The following is a 16029-nucleotide window of genomic DNA, read 5'->3' on the forward strand; positions in this document are numbered from 1 at the left end:
GCGACTTCAGGTTCGGCCCGAACCATCACCCGATCCAGGACATTCATGTGCGTGAGGTGATCAAGGAAGGGGATGTCTACACCAACAAGATCATCGGCACCGCACTGACCAGCCATGCGGATGCCTACTGGTCCGAATGCAACATGTGAGCGGATGACAGGCAGGACGACCGCGGCCCGTGAGCGGCCACGGTCGTCCTGTCAACTGCGGTTGATCTAATCGGGAAAGCCGCGCCCGCGCGCCCTGAACCGGATCGTGGTGGGGCACCGGTCCCGGCGGGGTCATTTTCCGAAAGTCCCCGCATCGATCATCTGCTGGAACATGTCTTCCATGGACAGCTTGAGCGGGCGGTAGGTCATCGCGAGATCGCGTTTGCTGCGGGTGTTGTCCGCGCGCCATTTCACGTCGACATTGTTGCTGACGAACCTGCGGGAAATGCCGCTCATGAGCGGGCCGAGCAGCCAGACCAGGGATTTGGGCACGGATTTGCGCGGCACCGGATAGGTGTTGCCATATTTTTCGACGAGCGCCTTGCCCAGTTCGAGAATATTGGTGTCATGGCCCGAGACGATGTAACGGCCCTGCGCTGCGGGGGTGAAGCCGGCCGCCACATGTGCCCTGGCGAGATCCCGCACGTCCACGGCACCGATCCCGAGCTTCGGAGCCCCCAGTCTCATGGTGCCGTCGCCCATCTGCCGGACAATGTTGAAGCTTTCCGAGGTGGGGGCCGGATTCAGCGCCGGGCCGATCACCAGGGAGGGGTTTACCGTGACCAGCTGGAACCGGTTCTGCGTGTCCGCGATCTTCCAGGCTTCCCGTTCCGCCAGTGTCTTGGAATAGGAGTAGGGCTGGTAGGACAGCGAGGCGGTGGTGTTCCAGATGTCTTCGCGCAGGATCCCGCCGGGAGCCTTTCGGCAGTCGATGGCGTCGGTGTAGATCGCCGCGCAGGAACTGGTGACGACGACCCGTTCGATGCCCGGTGTCGCCGCTGCGGTTTCAAGCACATTGCGCGTGCCCTTCACGGCCGGGTCGATCAGATCCTTCTGCGGGTCCCTGACGCGGGTCCTGAAGGGGGAGGCCGTGTGGAAGACGACGGAACAGCCGTCCATGGCGGCGGCGTAGGACCCCGGTTGCAGGAGGTCTGCCTTGAAGAAGGCGATCCTGCCGGGGGATTTTGTCGCGATCTCTTTCAGGTGCCCCACCCTGGTCTCGTCGTGCGGGTCGCGGACCGCGGCGTTGACGGTGACGCCGGCGTCCAGAAGCTCCTTCACCAGCCATCCGGCCACATAGCCCGAGGCACCGGTTACCAGCACCCTGAGACCGTCGGGAAGTGTTTTGGTCACTGAAGCCGCTCCGACTTTGTTGCGCTGGCTCCATACTTCGTGTGCTGCGGTTGCCTTTGCAACACGAGAAGCGCGCAAGAGGGGCATGGCAGCTTCCCCGAGGGTGTCCGGCTACATCCATAACGGGAAATGGAAGGGGAGAAGAAGCCTTTCGATCCCGCCTGGCAGCCTCCCCGGCGGTTTTCGAAGGCGATTCGGTCGCCGGATTTTTTCGTTTCATTTTCAATACGAAGGCCAGAAGACGTATTCCGTGCGCCTATGTGAAAGTCCCGAAATTCGTTTTCGCGCTGCTTCCGCTGCCGGAATTGTGCCACACTTGCTGCACTGCGTGAGGAGCAAAGGCGCGAGAAGACCGCCGGAGGGGTGTCTGGGGAAAGCAAAAAAATCTAATTGTTTCAGTGTATTAATTTGTTTTCTGTCCCGAAATAAATCTACTAAAAAATTAGTTTGACAACATGGCGACCATGTGTCCAAGTATCGGGAGCCGGGTAAACACGGCGCTATTTATCTCATTGGGAGGAGATGCAGATGCGTAAGTATCTACTCTCCGCGGTTGCAGCTTGCGCTGTGATTGCGGGGTCAGGGACCGCTTTTGCCGACGAAGCGGCGGCACAGAAGTGGATCGATCAGGAGTTCCAGCCATCGGTCCTGTCGAAGGACGAACAGCTTGCGGAGATGCAGTGGTTCATCAAGGCGGCGGAGCCGTTCAGCGGGATGGAGATCAACGTTCTGTCCGAGGGTATTCCGACCCATTCCTATGAATCGGAAGTCCTGACCAAGGCGTTTGAGGAAATCACCGGCATCAAGGTCAATCACCAGATTCTCGGCGAGGGCGAAGTCGTTCAGGCTGTCCAGACGCAGATGCAGACCGGCCGCAACCTCTATGATGCCTATGTCAACGACAGCGACCTTATCGGCACCCATTCCCGTCTCCAGCTTGCCTACAATCTGACCGACTGGATGGAAGGCCCCGCGAAGGATGTCACCAATCCGGGGCTCGACCTGGACGACTTCATGGGGACGCAGTTCACCACCGGTCCGGACGGCGATCTCTATCAGCTGCCCGATCAGCAGTTCGCCAACCTCTACTGGTTCCGCAAGGACTGGTTCGACCGGGAAGACCTGAAGAAGGCCTTCAAGGACAAATACGGTTACGATCTGGGTGTACCGGTCAACTGGTCCGCCTATGAGGATATCGCCGAGTTCTTCACCAACGACGTGAAGGAAATCGATGGTGTGCGGATCTTCGGACACATGGACTACGGCAAGCGCGCACCGGATCTCGGCTGGCGCATGACCGATGCCTGGCTGTCCATGGCCGGTGCCGGCGACAAGGGCGAGCCGAACGGCGTGCCGGTCGACGAATGGGGCATCCGCATGGAAAAGGGGACCTGCAACCCGGTCGGTGCGTCGGTTTCCCGGGGCGGTGCCGCCAACGGTCCCGCGGCCGTCTATGCGATCCGCAAGTGGGACGAGTGGCTGCGCAACTTCGCTCCTCCGGGAGCCGCCAGTTTCGACTTCTACCAGTCCCTGCCGGCGCTCAGCCAGGGCAACGTCGCCCAGCAGATCTTCTGGTACACCGCCTTCACCGCGGACATGGTGAAGCCGAAGTCCGAAGGCAACAACACGGTGGATGACGAAGGCACGCCGCTGTGGCGCATGGCTCCGAGCCCGCACGGCCCCTACTGGGAAGAAGGCCAGAAGGTCGGCTATCAGGACGTGGGCTCCTGGACCATCCTGAACTCGACCCCCGAAGACCGCGCCAAGGCCGCCTGGCTCTATGCGCAGTTCGTCGTGTCCAAGACGGTGGACGTGAAGAAGAGCCATGTGGGTCTGACCTTCATCCGCGACAGCACCGTGCGTCACGAGTCCTTCTCGGAGCGCGCGCCGAAACTCGGCGGGATGGTCGAATTCTACCGCTCTCCGGACCGGGTGGCCTGGTCGCCGACCGGCGTCAATGTCCCTGACTATCCGAAGCTGGCCCAGATCTGGTGGCAGCAGATCGGTGACGTGAACTCCGGCGCCTTCACGCCGCAGGAGGCCATGAACCGTCTGGCGGAGGAAATGGACATCGTCATGGCGCGCATGCAGCAGGCCGATGAACGGGCCAATGTCTACGGCGGCTGCGGGCCGCGCCTGAACGAGGAAAGGGACCCGGAATACTGGCTTGCCCAGCCGGGGGCTCCGAAGGCCAAACTCGAAAACGAGAAGCCTCAGGGCCAGACCGTCAACTATGACGAGCTGGTCGCCCGCTGGGCGGAAAACTGAGCCGGACCGTCACTTGATCCCAACACCAGGACCGGGGTTTTCCCCGGTCCGTCACCGATGCGAATGCGACGGCCCGGGGGAGGAAGTTCCGCCCCCGGTGCCTGTCCGGACGCGGGCGAAGATATATGTCCCTGGAACTTAAAAACGTCAGCAAACGTGTAGCAGGCATCACCCATGTCAAGGAAACGAGCCTGACCCTTGAGTCCGGCCATTTCAACGTGCTTCTCGGGGAAACCGGCTCGGGCAAGACGTCGCTGATCAAGCTGATGGCCGGCCTCGACGGTCTTGCCTCCGGGCAAATCATCCTCAACGGCAGGGATGTCTCCGGCCTGTCGGCGCAAAAGCGCAATATCAGCCTGGTGCACCAGTTTTTCGTCAACTATCCGCATATGTCGGTTTTCGACAACATCGCCTCGCCGTTGAAAGTTGCCGGCCTGGCCAGGTCGGAAATCGAAGGCCGGGTGGACGAGGCGGCGGGGCTCCTGAAGCTCAAGCCCTTCCTGAAGCGCAGGCCGCATGAATTGTCCGGCGGCCAGCAGCAGCGGACCGCGCTGGCGCGGGCCATCGTCAAGGAAAGCGACGCGGTTTTCCTCGATGAACCCCTGGCGAACCTGGACTACAAGCTGCGCGAGGAACTGCGCGACCAGCTTCCCGAACTTTTCGCCGGCCGCGGGGCGGTGGTCGTCTATGCGACTTCCGAACCGGAGGAAGCGCTGCTGCTGGGAGGCAAGACCGCGCTGATGACCGGCGGCAAGGTGGTCCAGTTCGGTCCGACCGCGGACATCTACCGCAAGCCCAGGGATCTGGATGCGGCGAAGGTGTTCTCCAATCCACCGATCAACATCGCCCGGGTGACCAAGCAGGGAAACCGGGCCGTCCTGAGCGAGGCCACGAGCTGGACCCTGTCGGGCGCGGCTGCGGATCTTGCCGACGGACCCTATACGCTGGCGATCCGGCCGAACCATGTGATGCCGGTGGAAACGCCGGCCCATTCGGTGACGCTCTCGGGCCGCGTTCTGGTGACCGAGCTCAGCGGCTCGGAAAGCAGCGCCCATTTCGAGATGGACGGCCAGCCCTGGGTGTCCCTGGCGGCGGGGGTACATCCCTATCAGGTCGGAGAGGTCCACACGTTCCATCTGGACCCGGACCATTGTTTCTTCTTTGCGCCCAACGGCGATCTGGCGGCCTAGGGAGAGGACCTCATGGCACAAATCAAGCTCTCCAATCTGCGCCACAGCTATCGCCCAGATCCGGCGGCAGATGACGACTATGCGCTGAAGAAAATCGATCTCACCTGGGAAGACGGCGGCGCCTATGCGCTTCTGGGACCGTCCGGCTGCGGCAAGTCCACGCTTCTGAACATCATTTCGGGACTTCTGGTTCCCTCGGAAGGCAGCATCCTGTTCGACGACACGGATGTGACCGCCCTGCCGCCGGCCAGGCGCAACATTGCGCAGGTGTTCCAGTTCCCGGTCATCTACGACACGATGACGGTCTATGACAATCTGGCCTTTCCCCTGCGCAACCGCGGCCGGGACGAGGCCATCGTCAAACAGCGGGTGACGGCCATCGCGGAGATGCTGGAGGTTGCCGGCATGCTGTCGACGCGGGCATCGAACCTTTCGCCGGACAACAAGCAGAAGATCTCCATGGGCCGCGGCCTGGTGCGCGAGGACGTCAATGTGGTCATGTTCGACGAACCGCTGACGGTGATCGATCCGCATCTGAAGTGGAAGCTGCGCTCCAAGCTCAAGGAACTGCACCAGCGGGTGCGGGCGACGATGATCTATGTGACCCACGACCAGACCGAGGCACTGACCTTCGCCGACCAGGTGGTGGTCATGCAGGATGGCGAGGTCGTGCAGATCGGCACGCCGGTGGAGTTGTTCGAACGTCCTGCGCATACCTTTGTCGGGCATTTCATCGGCTCGCCGGGCATGAATGTGCTGCCCTGCGAGGTCCGGGACGGGGCCGCTTTCTTCGGCGGAGACAACGTTGCGCTGGAAGGCCCGGCGGACAGTGCCGGCGGCGGCCGGGCCGAGGTCGGTATCCGGCCGGAATTCGTCTCCGTGTCCGCATCCGGCTCCGGCATTGCCGCCCATGTGCGCAAGGTGGCGGATATCGGCCGTCACAAGGTGGTCGAGGCCGTCGCCCACGACAGCCGCATCCACGCGATCCTCGAGGGCGAGGCGCCGAACCCGGGCGAGGCGGTGATGCTCGACTTCAAACGCTCCCAGACCCGGCTTTACAAGGACGGCTGGCTGGCGAGCCGGCCCGAGGGAGCTGTGCGATGAAGAAGCAAAATCAACGGGCCTGGCTGTTCGTCACGCCGGTGCTGCTGCTGGTGGCGTTCAACGCGCTCATTCCGATGATGACCGTGGTGAACTATTCCGTCCAGGAGACTTTCGGCGACAATCTGTTCTTCTGGCAGGGGATCGACTGGTTCGAGCAGGTGCTGACATCGGACCGTTTTCACAGGGCGCTCGGCCGCCAGTTCCTGTTCACATTCCTGATCCTGATCATCGAGGTGCCGCTTGGCGTCGCCATCGCGCTTGCCATGCCCAGGCAGGGGTTCTGGGTGCCGTTCTGCCTGGTCACCATGGCGCTGCCCATGCTGATCCCGTGGAATGTGGTCGGGGCCATGTGGAACATCTTCACGCTGCCGGATATCGGCCTGCTCGGCTATTTCATGAACCACACCCTGGGCATTCCCTATGACATGACCCAGAATCCGTTCGCCGCCTGGGTGACGATCATCATCATGGATGTCTGGCACTGGACGTCGCTGGTGGTTCTGCTGGCCTATGCCGGTCTGGTGTCGATCCCGAACGCCTATTATCAGGCGGCGGAAATCGACGGGGCGTCCGGGTGGGCTGTGTTCCGCTTCATCCAGCTTCCGAAGATGAAAACGGTACTGACCATCGCCATTCTGCTGCGCTTCATGGACAGCTTCAACATCTATACGGAGCCTTTCGTGCTGACCGGCGGCGGGCCGGGCAATTCCACCACGCTGCTGTCCATCGATCTGGTGAAGATCGCCCTCGGCCAGTTCGATCTCGGACCGGCGGCCGCCATGTCCCTTATCTATTTCGCCATCACGCTGCTGGCCTCCTGGCTGTTCTACACGCTGATGACGATGAACGACAACAAGTCCTGAGGAGAACCGAAATGCGCCTGAAAAGCCTGGTTCCCGCGCTTTACATCCTGTTCCTGATGCTGCCGATCTACTGGCTGGTGGCGATGAGCTTCAAGACCACCAACGAGATCCTGGCCGGGTTCTCCCTGTTCCCGCAGACCTGGACGCTGGCGAATTATATCGAGATCCTCACCGATCCGACCTGGTACTGGGGGTACATCAACTCGATCATCTATGTGACGCTGAACACGGTGATCTCGGTGCTGGTGGCCCTGCCGGCGGCCTATGCCTTTTCCCGCTATACCTTCGTGGGCGACAAGCACCTGTTCTTCTGGCTTTTGACCAACCGGATGGCGCCGGCGGCGGTCTTCGCGCTGCCCTTCTTCCAGCTCTATTCGGCGGTCGGCCTGTTCGACACCCATATTGCGGTCGCGCTCGCCCATTGCCTGTTCAACGTGCCGCTGGCAGTCTGGATCCTGGAAGGCTTCATGAGCGGCGTGCCGAAGGAGCTGGATGAGACGGCCTATGTGGACGGCTATTCCTTCCCGAGGTTCTTCGTCACCATCTTCCTGCCCTCGATCACGGCGGGGGTCGGCGTCGCCGCCTTCTTCTGTTTCATGTTCTCCTGGGTGGAACTGCTGCTCGCCAAGACGTTGACGGCCGTCGAGGCCAAACCCATCGCCGCGGTGATGACCCGGACCGCTTCCTCGGCAGGCTACGAACTCGGGCTGCTGGCGGCGGCCGGGACCCTGACCATCATTCCCGGTGCCATCGTCATCTATTTTGTCCGCAACTACATCGCCAAGGGCTTTGCCCTGGGGAGGGTCTGATGCTCGGCTGGATGGCCTGGACCTGGCCGACGGCGCTGCTGTTCGTCGGGATCTTCACCGCAATTGGCGTTCTGGTCCTGCTGGAACTGCGCTATCCGGGCGGACAGGCCCGCAGGGGCGTGCTCGGACTGACAACCACGCGCGGCGACCGCCTGTTCATCTCCCTGCTCGGCAGTGCCTTCATCTTCTTCGCCTGGCTGGGACTGATGGGCCCGCCGCTGTGGTGGCCCCTGGCGATCAGCCTGGGCTGGGGGATCTTCTGTTTCCGGAAAGTATGACGGCGACGCGGGTGTTCGACTAAAGGAATAGTATTTTCCCTGGCATTGATGCAAGAATGAGCGCCGTGGCCCCATCCAATCCGCAAATGGCGCAGGAAAATAATGAGAAAACGCAAGAGCAACGAGTTTCTGACCGAAGTCGAACTGGAGTTCATGACCGAACTCTGGAAGCTCGGCGAAGGCTCCGTGCGGGACATCCTGGCATGTCTGCCGCCGGAGAGAAAACTCGCCTACACCTCCTGTGCCACCATCATGCGGATCCTGGACGAAAAGAACTTCGTGGACAGCCGGAAAGAAGGCAAGACATTCATCTATTCCCCCCGGCTGACCAAAGACGCCTATCAGTCCCGTTTCCTTCGAAACCTGTCGGATAAACTGTTCGACGGCACGCCCGCGTCGCTGGTGGCGCGGCTTGTCGACGAATACGACCTTTCGGAGCAGGACCTGGAGGAGATCAGAGCGTTGCTGGACAGGAGGAGGACAGATGACGCTACTTAACCGGATGTTCGATGTTTACATCGATCTGAACATCATCCTGGCCGTTACGGCCCTTGTGTGGCTGACCGCGAAACTGGTTCTGGCCCGATTTGGAAAGAGGCTGACCTTCACGCTCCAGCTAGGCCTGCTCAACGGCCTGTTTGCCATCATTGTCCTGTCGCCGGCCATCGTGGCGGCCTATCACACCATGCTTGCGGCGGACGTGCTGCCCGTCCGGCTTCCGGTCAATCTGGCGGATTACGCGGTCGCGCATTATCTGCGCGGCGGCATCGCAATTCCGGCGGAGGACTTCCAGTCCCTTCTCGGATTGCGCAGCCGCGTAAGCGAGAGCATTCTCGCCATGGAACCGGGGTTCGGCAAGGGAGTCGCATTGTTCCTGATTGCCGGATTCGCTTGTTTCGGCCTGCGGCTGACCGTGAATTTCGTGCGTCTCCATCGCATGCTGGCCGGTTGCCACCTGTGGCGGCGCAACGGGCGTGTGCGGTTGCTGCTGTCGGATCTGGCCCCTGTGCCCTTTTCGGCGCGCGGGCCTTGTCATCACTACGTGGTGATCCCCTCGGACCTTCTGGCCGCGCCGGAGGATCTTGCCCTGGTTCTGAGGCATGAGTTCCAGCATCTGCGCCAGGGCGATGTGACCTGGGAGATCGCGCTGGAATGTCTGCGGCCGCTGCTGTTCTGGAATCCGTTCTACTATGTGTGGAAATCGGAGGTCGAACAGCTTCGCGAGCTGGCCTGCGACCAGAAGGTGGCCGAGGACGCGCGCGTGGATCCGAGGTCCTATTGCATGTGCCTGCTCAGGGCCGCTCAGGCGGGTCTGAAGAAACGCCAGGAACAAAGAACGCAGGACCGGTCGGGCGGTGTCGCTTCCGTCGCCCTGCTCGAGGTTCATGACAGGCTGCTGCGCCGGTCTCCGGCTCAGAAGCTCCGGCGCCGGGTGGAAGCCCTGATGGAACCGGACCGGCTGCAGCCGCACCGGGGCATTCTGGCGCTGGCGGGGCTGGCGATGGTGAGCGTCATTTTCCTGACGGCCCTGGCGATCCAGAAACCGGCGGACTGGAGCCAGGACCGGCTCATGCTGTCGGCGATCGTCAATCTGGAGCGCCTGCAGATCATCAACACGTTCGGACAGCGCCCGTAGGGCTCACGATCCTATCCGCCCTTGATCTTCAATTTGCCGCTGTCCGGCTTGTCCGGGGTTTCATTGGTCCAGGTGATGCGCAGGTCGAGGCGGGACTGGTCGTCCTCGGCGGTGGCGGTGACGCGCAGGTTCATCAGGCCCTTCGGTTCCAGGGTGATTTCGCCGGTATCGTCGCCGAACTGCAGTTCGCCCTTGGCGATGCCGCGTTTGACGGCGTCGAGCAGTTTCTGGATGGACTTCCTGTCCTGCAGGGACTGGTGCCGGAACCGGCCTTTTCGTTCCATCATTGCGCCAGTCCGTGTTGCTGAAGGATGCGTTCCGGGGTGAAAAGCTTGGCGTGGGGATAGTCCCGGCTGATGCCGAGGATGCTGCCGTGCGGATAGATGATCGTGGCTCCCGTCCCTATGCCTTCCAGACCTTCCGACCTTCTGGAGTGACGGTCAAGAGTGACATCGGCTTCCAGATGCAGCAGGCCGTGCTTGGACTTCAGCTGCTGGCCGTCATGCTGGTTGACATGCCCCTGCACCAGCAGCCGGATGCCGGCGAGATGCAGGTCGTCCACGCCGGTTTCCGTCAGCGGGTGGTCGACGTCCCGGTATTTGGTGCGCATGAGGTTCGCGACGGTTCCCGAATAGAACACGAAAGGGTCCTTGCGGCTCTCCTTCCGGAAGCGCCGGTTGACATGGGCCACGCCCTTTGAGGAAATCTGCGCCGCCATCTGGTCATCGATGCCGGCATGGACGAACAGGAAGGAACCGCTCTGGTGAACGGCTTTCATGCTGCGGAAGAACCAGGCGTAGCGACCGGACGGGTCGATGAACAGCTCCCGGCATTTCAGCGCCGCCGCGTAAAGCTGGCGGATGGTGAGGCCGGACTCGGCGGCATGAACGGCGAATTTTTCCGTCTTTTTCTTCAGTCGCTGCATTTCCTTCGCGATGGCCGCCGCGTTCATGTAACGGGCTGCAGCCTTCGGAAACTGCCTGGTCCATTTCCGCCCCGGCACCATGAGTTCCAGGCAGGTCTGCTCGTCGGGCAGGTCGGCCGTCGCGGCATTGGCCTCCGGATAGCGGTCGAAGACTTCCTTCAGGAGCGGCATGACCTTCTTGCCCATCCGCACGAACATATGGGCATTGAGCGACCCGCGCCTTACCGTCAGGGCCTCCAAACCCAGATAGAGCCGCAGGTCGTGATTGCCGGCGAGCAGCACGACATCCGCGCCGGATTTCACCAGAAGGGCCAGGCTGTCCAGCAGGTCGAGATTGCTCGGTCCCTTGTCGAGGCAGTCACCGCCGATGATGATCTGGCAGCTGCGGCCGAAGGGCGTGAGGGTGAAATCCCCGAGACCGCCACCCTCGCGGACGATGGCGCGCGCGGCCACGAGCGAGCGCAGCAGGCTCTCGGCATCGGCATGGGGATCGGAAATGAAGATCACCGGCTTTTGCGGCCACTCCCAGGGGCCGCCCTCGGTCGCCCTGGCCAGGCTGGAGATCAGGTCCGGAGCGGACGCATCAAGGCTCCCGGCATCGGTCCTCCCGTCCAGCGGCCAGGGGATGCAGCTTTGCGGCAGGCCGAGGTCGGCAACGTCTTCCTGTGCCATCGGTGGAAGAAGAGGGGTCAGGGGCATGTCGGTCATCATCGTGCTGTGCTGTCCCATTCAGTCCATTGCGGTTTCCAGGCTGTGGCGCTGTTTCCAGTCGCCGCAGTGATGTGACCAGGTGCCGTCCGCACCGGCCTTGAGCACGACGGGCCTTGCATGATGCATGCTCAGCTGGCGGATCTCTCCGAAGGCCAGTACACCCAGCTGATGGGCGGCATGACGCAGGGCGGCGCCATGACCGACGAAGATCTGCGCAGTCGCGCCGGGATGGCGGTCTTCAAGGTCGCCAAACCTCCGCTTCAGAAAGGCGGCGACCCGGTCTCCGGCTTCCATCAGACTTTCCGCTCCCTGAACCGGCAACGTGTAATGACTGTCCGATTTCCAGTCCGCAGGCGGCGGTGCATGGCGCGGGTCGTCTTCCAGAATCTGCTCGATCTCCGCCAGGGTCAGATTCGCCAGAGCGCCGACACTGCGCTCCGCAAGGGCTTCGTCTTCCGTCGTTCGGAACGTCAGCCCCGAGGCTTCGGAAAGGGAATGGCAGACCAGGCTGGCCGTCTGCCAGGCCCGCTGCTGCCGTGAGGAAAAGACCTCCGGGGCAAGCCGCCAGCCCTGGTCGCTGGCCATCAGTGCCAGTTCGCGGCCGGCGTCGAGGGCCTGCTCCTTGCCGGCTTCCGTCAGACCGTAGGGTTGCAGCGCGCTCGGCGTTTTCGCCTTCTGTCGATAGTCGCCATGGCGGAGCAGAATGGCATAACGCTCGCTCATGAAGTGCCTCCCAGCAGGCGCGTTCCCTCGTCGAACAAAGCGTCGAAATCGATCTGCCCGGTGACTTCCCAGACCTGAATGTCCGAAAGCGCATCAAGATAGGCCCTGGTGTCCATCGGCGCCCGGTCGCTCCAGAAGGTTCCGTCCGGCAACTGGTAAAACGGTCCCGGGCTTTTCATGATGGCCGAAAGCAGGTCGGGACGTTCCCTCAGATCGGTCTTTTTCACTTTCGTCGGTTCGTCGCTGTCACGCGACCAGTTCAGCACCCAGAAATCGGTCAGCCCGGCTTCATGGGCGATACGGCCCGGGCCGTAGATGTCCTCGATGAAGAGGTCGTATTTTTCTTCAACGTGCCAGAGTTCATCCGGTTCCATGTTGCGCAGTTCTTCCTCGCGCTCCTCGTCGAGGATGCCGGCTAGCCTGGCATTGGAGACGATCGTGCCGGGATTGATGCGCGGCAGTTTGGGAATGCCGAGTGCATCGGCATGGCCGTCGCGCGCGCGCACCAGCAGGCGGTCGTTGGTGACGTAGCAGGTGCCGGGGATCTCCATCAGCCGCAGCATGGTGGTTGATTTGCCACCGCCGGAAAGACCGGAAATGCCGAGCCCCCTGGAGGCGGTCTTCACCGCCGCCGCGTGGCAGGCAACCCAGCCTTGCCTCTGGAAGTGATTGAGGATCTGGGTGTTGACGAAATTGATCACCTGGTTCGGATGATCTTCGGTCGGCCCGAAGGCCACGGCCCAGTCGGGCGATTGCAGGAACTGGATGCCGGTGCGCACCTTGAGGATCATGCGGCCGCCGGGCAGGTCGCAGATGGCATCCTTGCGGCCAGTCTTGCCGGGCTCCCTGGCCCAGTCGCGATAGTCGACCGCGAACGGGAGGTCCGCGTCGCCGAGCACATGTACGGTCAGGTCCGGTTCTGCCGGCGCGGTAATCACGTGCTGGAAATAGCGCAGCAGTTCGGCCAGCAGCGTGTCCGACACGCAGCGGATTTCAACGACCAGGCCGCCGACGGTCAGGCAGACCGGGTCGCAGATCCGGGTTTGCCCTGCCGGGGCAAGCGCGTCGACGACGTCCTGAACGCCGGTCCTGTTCATGACGAAACCTCTGCGATCACATGGTCGGCGTAAAGTGTGGCGGCATCGATGGACGCGCCTTCGAGCGCGCCCCTGAACCCTCCGAAGGCCGACACCTCGAAAATGATCGGGCCGTCATTGGTCATTCCCACGTCCACGGTCGTGAAGTCCAGGTCGAAGGGTGCCTGGGCGCGGCGGGCCAGTTCGATGAGATCCCCGTCCGGCGAGTAGGGTTCGTATTTGCCGCCGTGCAGGATGGTGGTGTTCCAGCTGTCGGTCTGCGCAACCCGCGCGTAGGTGCCCAGGTATTTCCCTCCCAGGAACACCATGCCCAGATCCCGCCCGGACAGATCGACCTTTTTCTGTAGGTACATGACCGGGTTTTCCGCCTTGAAATCGGTAATTTTCTTCCTGAGAACGGCATCTCCCTCGTCCGCATTCATCAGGGTCATGCCGCGTGCCTTGGTCGAAAACAGCGGCTTGAAGACGGCACCGCCGAAGCGCTGCACGGCGGCGCAGGCCTGGTCGATGCTTTCGGTCACGCAGGTCGCCGGCATGGGAATGCCGGCATTGGCGAGGGTGACGGTGCAGCTCAACCGGTTGACCAGGCCGAGAATGGACCGGGTGCCGGAAAAGACCTTTACGCCGGCAGCCTCCGCCACGCGCAGCATCTCCAGGCGGTCGAGGGTGGCCGGACTGTATTCCTGGCTGATCTTCTTGATCACCAGGCCATCGAGCCTGCACAGGTCAGTGCCATCCGCCACCAGGGTGCGCGCCTCGAGATCCAGCAGGACATGGGCCATGTCGATCACGCAGCGGAAACCGGTACGTTCTTCAAGCGCGTCCGCGAGGACCTCGGTCGACCATTTGCCGGGAATGCCGACGACGCCGATTTTCAGATCAGTCAACGAAGATCTCCTTCATCTGAAGCCGGAATCTGGCTTCTCCGCCGGGCGGGCAGGCGGTGGCCTGTTCGATCAGGTAGCGCGCGCGCAGCCACATGCGCCGGGCGTGGGACTTGTCGAAAATGAACCGGGTGGAACTGGCGAAGGAGCGGGCAAGACCGAGGGCCAGCCGGTATTCGAATGTCGCGTCGCCCTGCTTGCGCGCAAAGGCGCGGGCGGACTTGTAGAAGGACTGGGTGATATTCATGATCCTGCGTCTGGTCTCCAGATCGAGTACCTGGAGACGGTAGTTCGACACCATGAAGACCGATACGTCCTGCACATAATCCATGTATCGGGACCGGTGCAGATCGATGAAATGGATCCGCTTTTCGCCCGGGTCGAAAATGATGTTGTCGACGTTGAAGTCGCCGTGGATATAGACGGAAAAGGGGGCGGGCACCTTTGCCTCGCGGGCGGCGGCCTCGGCAATGAGGGCGTCGAAGGAGGGGAAACGCTCGCCCGAGAAGCGGATTGCGGTATCCCTGAATTCCGGATGCACCCGGCGCACCTCTTCCAGCCTGCGGGCAAGCTGCTGCATGCTGCCGAGCTCGGCTGCCTCGCTGGTCCTGGTCTGTCTCCAGATGTCCTTCAGGGTTGCCGACAGACAGGCAAGTGCGGTCTCGCACAGCGCAGCGGATTCATTGAGCACGATGTGCTCGAAGGTCATTCCCGGCAGGTGTTCGATCAGGAGTGCGGCCGACTGATCGCGTTTCTGATAGGAGAGGATCTTCGGTGCAAGGCCGGGATAGATCGCGTGCCAGCTTTTCACACCCTGGCGCTCCTCCTTGACCTTGCTCTTTTCTCCGTCCTTGAAGACGGCCGCCACGGTTTCCGTCCTGTTGTCCCTGATGGCCGATATGGAGCTGCCGGAGCGGGTTTCGGCGATGGTTTCGATGCTCATGTCTCCGCCGTTGCCGTCCAGGTCCGAGATCAGCCCCTGAAGGGCGAAATAACGTTCCAGATTGACCGCCTGGCCGATATTCGCCGAAATTACGGCTTCGCTGATGGCTTTCAGGGAGTCGCCCATGCGCTGAAACTCGCTGGCGACCAGCAGACTGTTGGCGATGTCCGCCGGAAGGGCGTCCGGATTGCGCATTTCCCTGGTGTAGATCTTGAAGAGTTTGCGGTAGTCGGATTCGATCTTGTCCTGAAGCTGGCCGATGCCGATGGCCCGTTCGCTGTCATTCCTGAAAAAGGCTTCCTCGACCCTGGCAACGCCCTGCCGGACCCGCTTGACGATCGCCGGATAGCGTGCCGGAACCAGTGTCTCGAAGGTCTCGATCCGCTCGACGTGACGCAGGGACTGGCGCGCCAGTCCGGCGATGCGCTGCAGGTCGGTGGCGATGAATTCCAGACTGCGCAAGGTGAGATGCGCGCGGTTGTTCTTGCGGGTTCCGGCCATCTGCCGGACACAGGCCGCGTGAATGCGGGTCTTGAGATTATGGGCATAACCGGCCCGGTCCATGATCCGGCGGGCGGTCGCGGCCGTGGGGTCCTCAAAGAAGGTTTCCAGCTGAACCAGCTGTCCATCGATCTCCACGCACAGAAAATGGAGATTTTCCCGGATGGCTTTTGGCAAATTAGTCATTATGGGGTCCGAGATAGACTTCGGTCCCCCGCGTACAGCCTGGTGAAAACAGTTTTGTGACATAGTCCGGCCGAAGCTGTTGAGCGTTTTCGGCCGTAAGCCAGCAGGTTGCGGTCTGGTGAGGGTCCGGGTGGCAGCCGAGAACGGGCGTGTAGTCTTCCGCAACACTGCATTCGAAGACGAAATCGAGCTGATGCTGCCGTTCCTGTTCGCCGGATTTCAGCCGGTAGACTTCGGCGACATGCAGCAGGGGGCCAACCGTCACTTCCGCGCCGATCTCTTCCAGGCATTCGCGCTTCAGACAGTCGGTGAGGCTTTCTCCCGGGTCCTGTTTGCCGCCGGGGAGCGTGAAATAAAGGCCTTTTACCGGGTGGTGCTTTTCCTGGACCAGCAGGCAATCTCCTCGGCGGATGAAGGCGCGCGGGGTCGAGCGGATGAGGGGGCGAAACCCGGGAGAGGGACGGGTGTTTGTCGGAATTGCTCTGGACTCCCTTTCCGGGACCGCGCGGCCAAAAAGGCACCCCGAATGGTCGGGATGGTCCTCAAGTATAGGCGAGTCGCCGATGTC

At 62.0% G+C, this 16029-nt stretch carries 16 protein-coding genes and 1 pseudogene; 9 read left to right on the plus strand and 8 right to left on the minus strand.

All coding sequences use genetic code 11. The features are described from left to right. A pseudogene (locus DCO57_RS23985) lies at nucleotides 1-149 on the plus strand (ABC transporter substrate-binding protein); the annotation flags it as partial. A 132-nt stretch (nucleotides 150-281) separates the two neighbouring features. Here DCO57_RS23985 and DCO57_RS20180 read toward each other — a convergent pair. Beyond that, nucleotides 282-1343, minus strand: a complete 1062-nt coding sequence (locus tag DCO57_RS20180) for an NAD-dependent epimerase/dehydratase family protein (protein WP_208978060.1) — start codon at nucleotides 1341-1343, stop codon at nucleotides 282-284. Between the two features lie 528 nt (nucleotides 1344-1871). Here DCO57_RS20180 and DCO57_RS20185 point away from each other — a divergent pair. The 8 genes from DCO57_RS20185 to DCO57_RS20220 all read left to right on the plus strand — a co-directional run bounded on the left by DCO57_RS20185 (nucleotide 1872) and on the right by DCO57_RS20220 (nucleotide 9491). Then, nucleotides 1872-3611, plus strand: coding sequence for an ABC transporter substrate-binding protein (locus DCO57_RS20185; RefSeq protein ID WP_116700767.1), 1740 nt, complete (start codon nucleotides 1872-1874; stop codon nucleotides 3609-3611). A 125-nt stretch (nucleotides 3612-3736) separates the two neighbouring features. Then, complete coding sequence (locus tag DCO57_RS20190; RefSeq protein ID WP_116700728.1) at nucleotides 3737-4801, plus strand: ABC transporter ATP-binding protein; 1065 nt, start codon at nucleotides 3737-3739, stop codon at nucleotides 4799-4801. Between the two features lie 12 nt (nucleotides 4802-4813). Next, nucleotides 4814-5905 (plus strand): ABC transporter ATP-binding protein, encoded by a 1092-nt coding sequence (locus DCO57_RS20195; protein ID WP_116700729.1) that lies wholly within the window; start codon nucleotides 4814-4816, stop codon nucleotides 5903-5905. Further along, nucleotides 5902-6768: a sugar ABC transporter permease gene (locus DCO57_RS20200; RefSeq protein ID WP_116700730.1), complete on the plus strand. Its 867-nt coding sequence runs from the start codon at nucleotides 5902-5904 to the stop codon at nucleotides 6766-6768. The genes DCO57_RS20195 and DCO57_RS20200 overlap by 4 nt, the downstream gene beginning before the upstream one ends. A gap of 11 nt (nucleotides 6769-6779) precedes the next feature. After that, a complete protein-coding gene (locus tag DCO57_RS20205) occupies nucleotides 6780-7577 on the plus strand; it encodes a carbohydrate ABC transporter permease (protein WP_116700731.1) in 798 nt (265 codons plus the stop codon). After that, the gene (locus DCO57_RS20210; protein WP_244287985.1) at nucleotides 7574-7855 is read left to right on the plus strand and encodes a DUF2160 domain-containing protein; all 282 of its coding nucleotides are present in this window, start codon (nucleotides 7574-7576) and stop codon (nucleotides 7853-7855) included. Before DCO57_RS20205 ends, DCO57_RS20210 begins: the two co-directional genes overlap by 4 nt. A 102-nt stretch (nucleotides 7856-7957) precedes the next feature. Beyond that, nucleotides 7958-8353, plus strand: coding sequence for a BlaI/MecI/CopY family transcriptional regulator (locus DCO57_RS20215; RefSeq protein ID WP_116700733.1), 396 nt, complete (start codon nucleotides 7958-7960; stop codon nucleotides 8351-8353). Continuing rightward, complete coding sequence (locus DCO57_RS20220) at nucleotides 8340-9491, plus strand: M56 family metallopeptidase (RefSeq protein WP_116700734.1); 1152 nt, start codon at nucleotides 8340-8342, stop codon at nucleotides 9489-9491. Before DCO57_RS20215 ends, DCO57_RS20220 begins: the two co-directional genes overlap by 14 nt. 11 nt (nucleotides 9492-9502) lie before the next feature. On the opposite strand, the gene DCO57_RS20225 is transcribed toward DCO57_RS20220, so the two are convergent. From DCO57_RS20225 to DCO57_RS20255, 7 genes are read right to left on the minus strand one after another with little or no spacing between them, the layout of a single operon-like run. Next, nucleotides 9503-9778, minus strand: a complete 276-nt coding sequence (locus tag DCO57_RS20225) for an amphi-Trp domain-containing protein (protein ID WP_116700735.1) — start codon at nucleotides 9776-9778, stop codon at nucleotides 9503-9505. Further along, nucleotides 9775-11145 carry a metallophosphoesterase family protein gene (locus DCO57_RS20230; protein WP_116700736.1) on the minus strand — a complete coding sequence of 457 codons (1371 nt, stop codon included), beginning with the start codon at nucleotides 11143-11145 and terminating at the stop codon, nucleotides 9775-9777. The genes DCO57_RS20225 and DCO57_RS20230 overlap by 4 nt, the downstream gene beginning before the upstream one ends. Beyond that, nucleotides 11146-11850 (minus strand): histidine phosphatase family protein, encoded by a 705-nt coding sequence (locus DCO57_RS20235; protein ID WP_116700737.1) that lies wholly within the window; start codon nucleotides 11848-11850, stop codon nucleotides 11146-11148. Next, on the minus strand, nucleotides 11847-12947 hold the full coding sequence (locus DCO57_RS20240) for an HprK-related kinase B (protein WP_116700738.1): 1101 nt from the start codon (nucleotides 12945-12947) through the stop codon (nucleotides 11847-11849). The genes DCO57_RS20235 and DCO57_RS20240 overlap by 4 nt, the downstream gene beginning before the upstream one ends. Beyond that, nucleotides 12944-13834 carry a GAK system ATP-grasp enzyme gene (locus tag DCO57_RS20245; protein ID WP_116700739.1) on the minus strand — a complete coding sequence of 297 codons (891 nt, stop codon included), beginning with the start codon at nucleotides 13832-13834 and terminating at the stop codon, nucleotides 12944-12946. The genes DCO57_RS20240 and DCO57_RS20245 overlap by 4 nt, the downstream gene beginning before the upstream one ends. Then, nucleotides 13827-15461 carry a phosphotransferase gene (locus DCO57_RS20250; RefSeq protein ID WP_116700740.1) on the minus strand — a complete coding sequence of 545 codons (1635 nt, stop codon included), beginning with the start codon at nucleotides 15459-15461 and terminating at the stop codon, nucleotides 13827-13829. The genes DCO57_RS20245 and DCO57_RS20250 overlap by 8 nt, the downstream gene beginning before the upstream one ends. Beyond that, a complete protein-coding gene (locus DCO57_RS20255) occupies nucleotides 15454-16026 on the minus strand; it encodes an NUDIX domain-containing protein (protein ID WP_116700741.1) in 573 nt (190 codons plus the stop codon). The genes DCO57_RS20250 and DCO57_RS20255 overlap by 8 nt, the downstream gene beginning before the upstream one ends. Nucleotides 16027-16029: the final 3 nt, after the last annotated feature.

The sequence above is a fragment of the Labrenzia sp. 011 genome, assembly GCF_003075075.1.
GTDB lineage: Bacteria > Pseudomonadota > Alphaproteobacteria > Rhizobiales > Stappiaceae > Roseibium.

What these genes read in the sequence shown, in the direction of transcription:
- DCO57_RS20205 (WP_116700731.1), top strand. Translation starts at nt 6,780, where the DNA reads ATGCGCCTGAAAAGCCTGGTTCCCGCGCTTTACATCCTGTTCCTGATG.
- DCO57_RS20235 (WP_116700737.1), bottom strand. Translation starts at nt 11,850, where the DNA reads ATGAGCGAGCGTTATGCCATTCTGCTCCGCCATGGCGACTATCGACAG.
- DCO57_RS20230 (WP_116700736.1), bottom strand. Translation starts at nt 11,145, where the DNA reads ATGGGACAGCACAGCACGATGATGACCGACATGCCCCTGACCCCTCTT.
- DCO57_RS20190 (WP_116700728.1), top strand. Translation starts at nt 3,737, where the DNA reads ATGTCCCTGGAACTTAAAAACGTCAGCAAACGTGTAGCAGGCATCACC.
- DCO57_RS20220 (WP_116700734.1), top strand. Translation starts at nt 8,340, where the DNA reads ATGACGCTACTTAACCGGATGTTCGATGTTTACATCGATCTGAACATC.
- DCO57_RS20185 (WP_116700767.1), top strand. Translation starts at nt 1,872, where the DNA reads ATGCGTAAGTATCTACTCTCCGCGGTTGCAGCTTGCGCTGTGATTGCG.
- DCO57_RS20195 (WP_116700729.1), top strand. Translation starts at nt 4,814, where the DNA reads ATGGCACAAATCAAGCTCTCCAATCTGCGCCACAGCTATCGCCCAGAT.
- DCO57_RS20200 (WP_116700730.1), top strand. Translation starts at nt 5,902, where the DNA reads ATGAAGAAGCAAAATCAACGGGCCTGGCTGTTCGTCACGCCGGTGCTG.
- DCO57_RS20240 (WP_116700738.1), bottom strand. Translation starts at nt 12,947, where the DNA reads ATGAACAGGACCGGCGTTCAGGACGTCGTCGACGCGCTTGCCCCGGCA.
- DCO57_RS20250 (WP_116700740.1), bottom strand. Translation starts at nt 15,461, where the DNA reads ATGACTAATTTGCCAAAAGCCATCCGGGAAAATCTCCATTTTCTGTGC.
- DCO57_RS20225 (WP_116700735.1), bottom strand. Translation starts at nt 9,778, where the DNA reads ATGATGGAACGAAAAGGCCGGTTCCGGCACCAGTCCCTGCAGGACAGG.
- DCO57_RS20215 (WP_116700733.1), top strand. Translation starts at nt 7,958, where the DNA reads ATGAGAAAACGCAAGAGCAACGAGTTTCTGACCGAAGTCGAACTGGAG.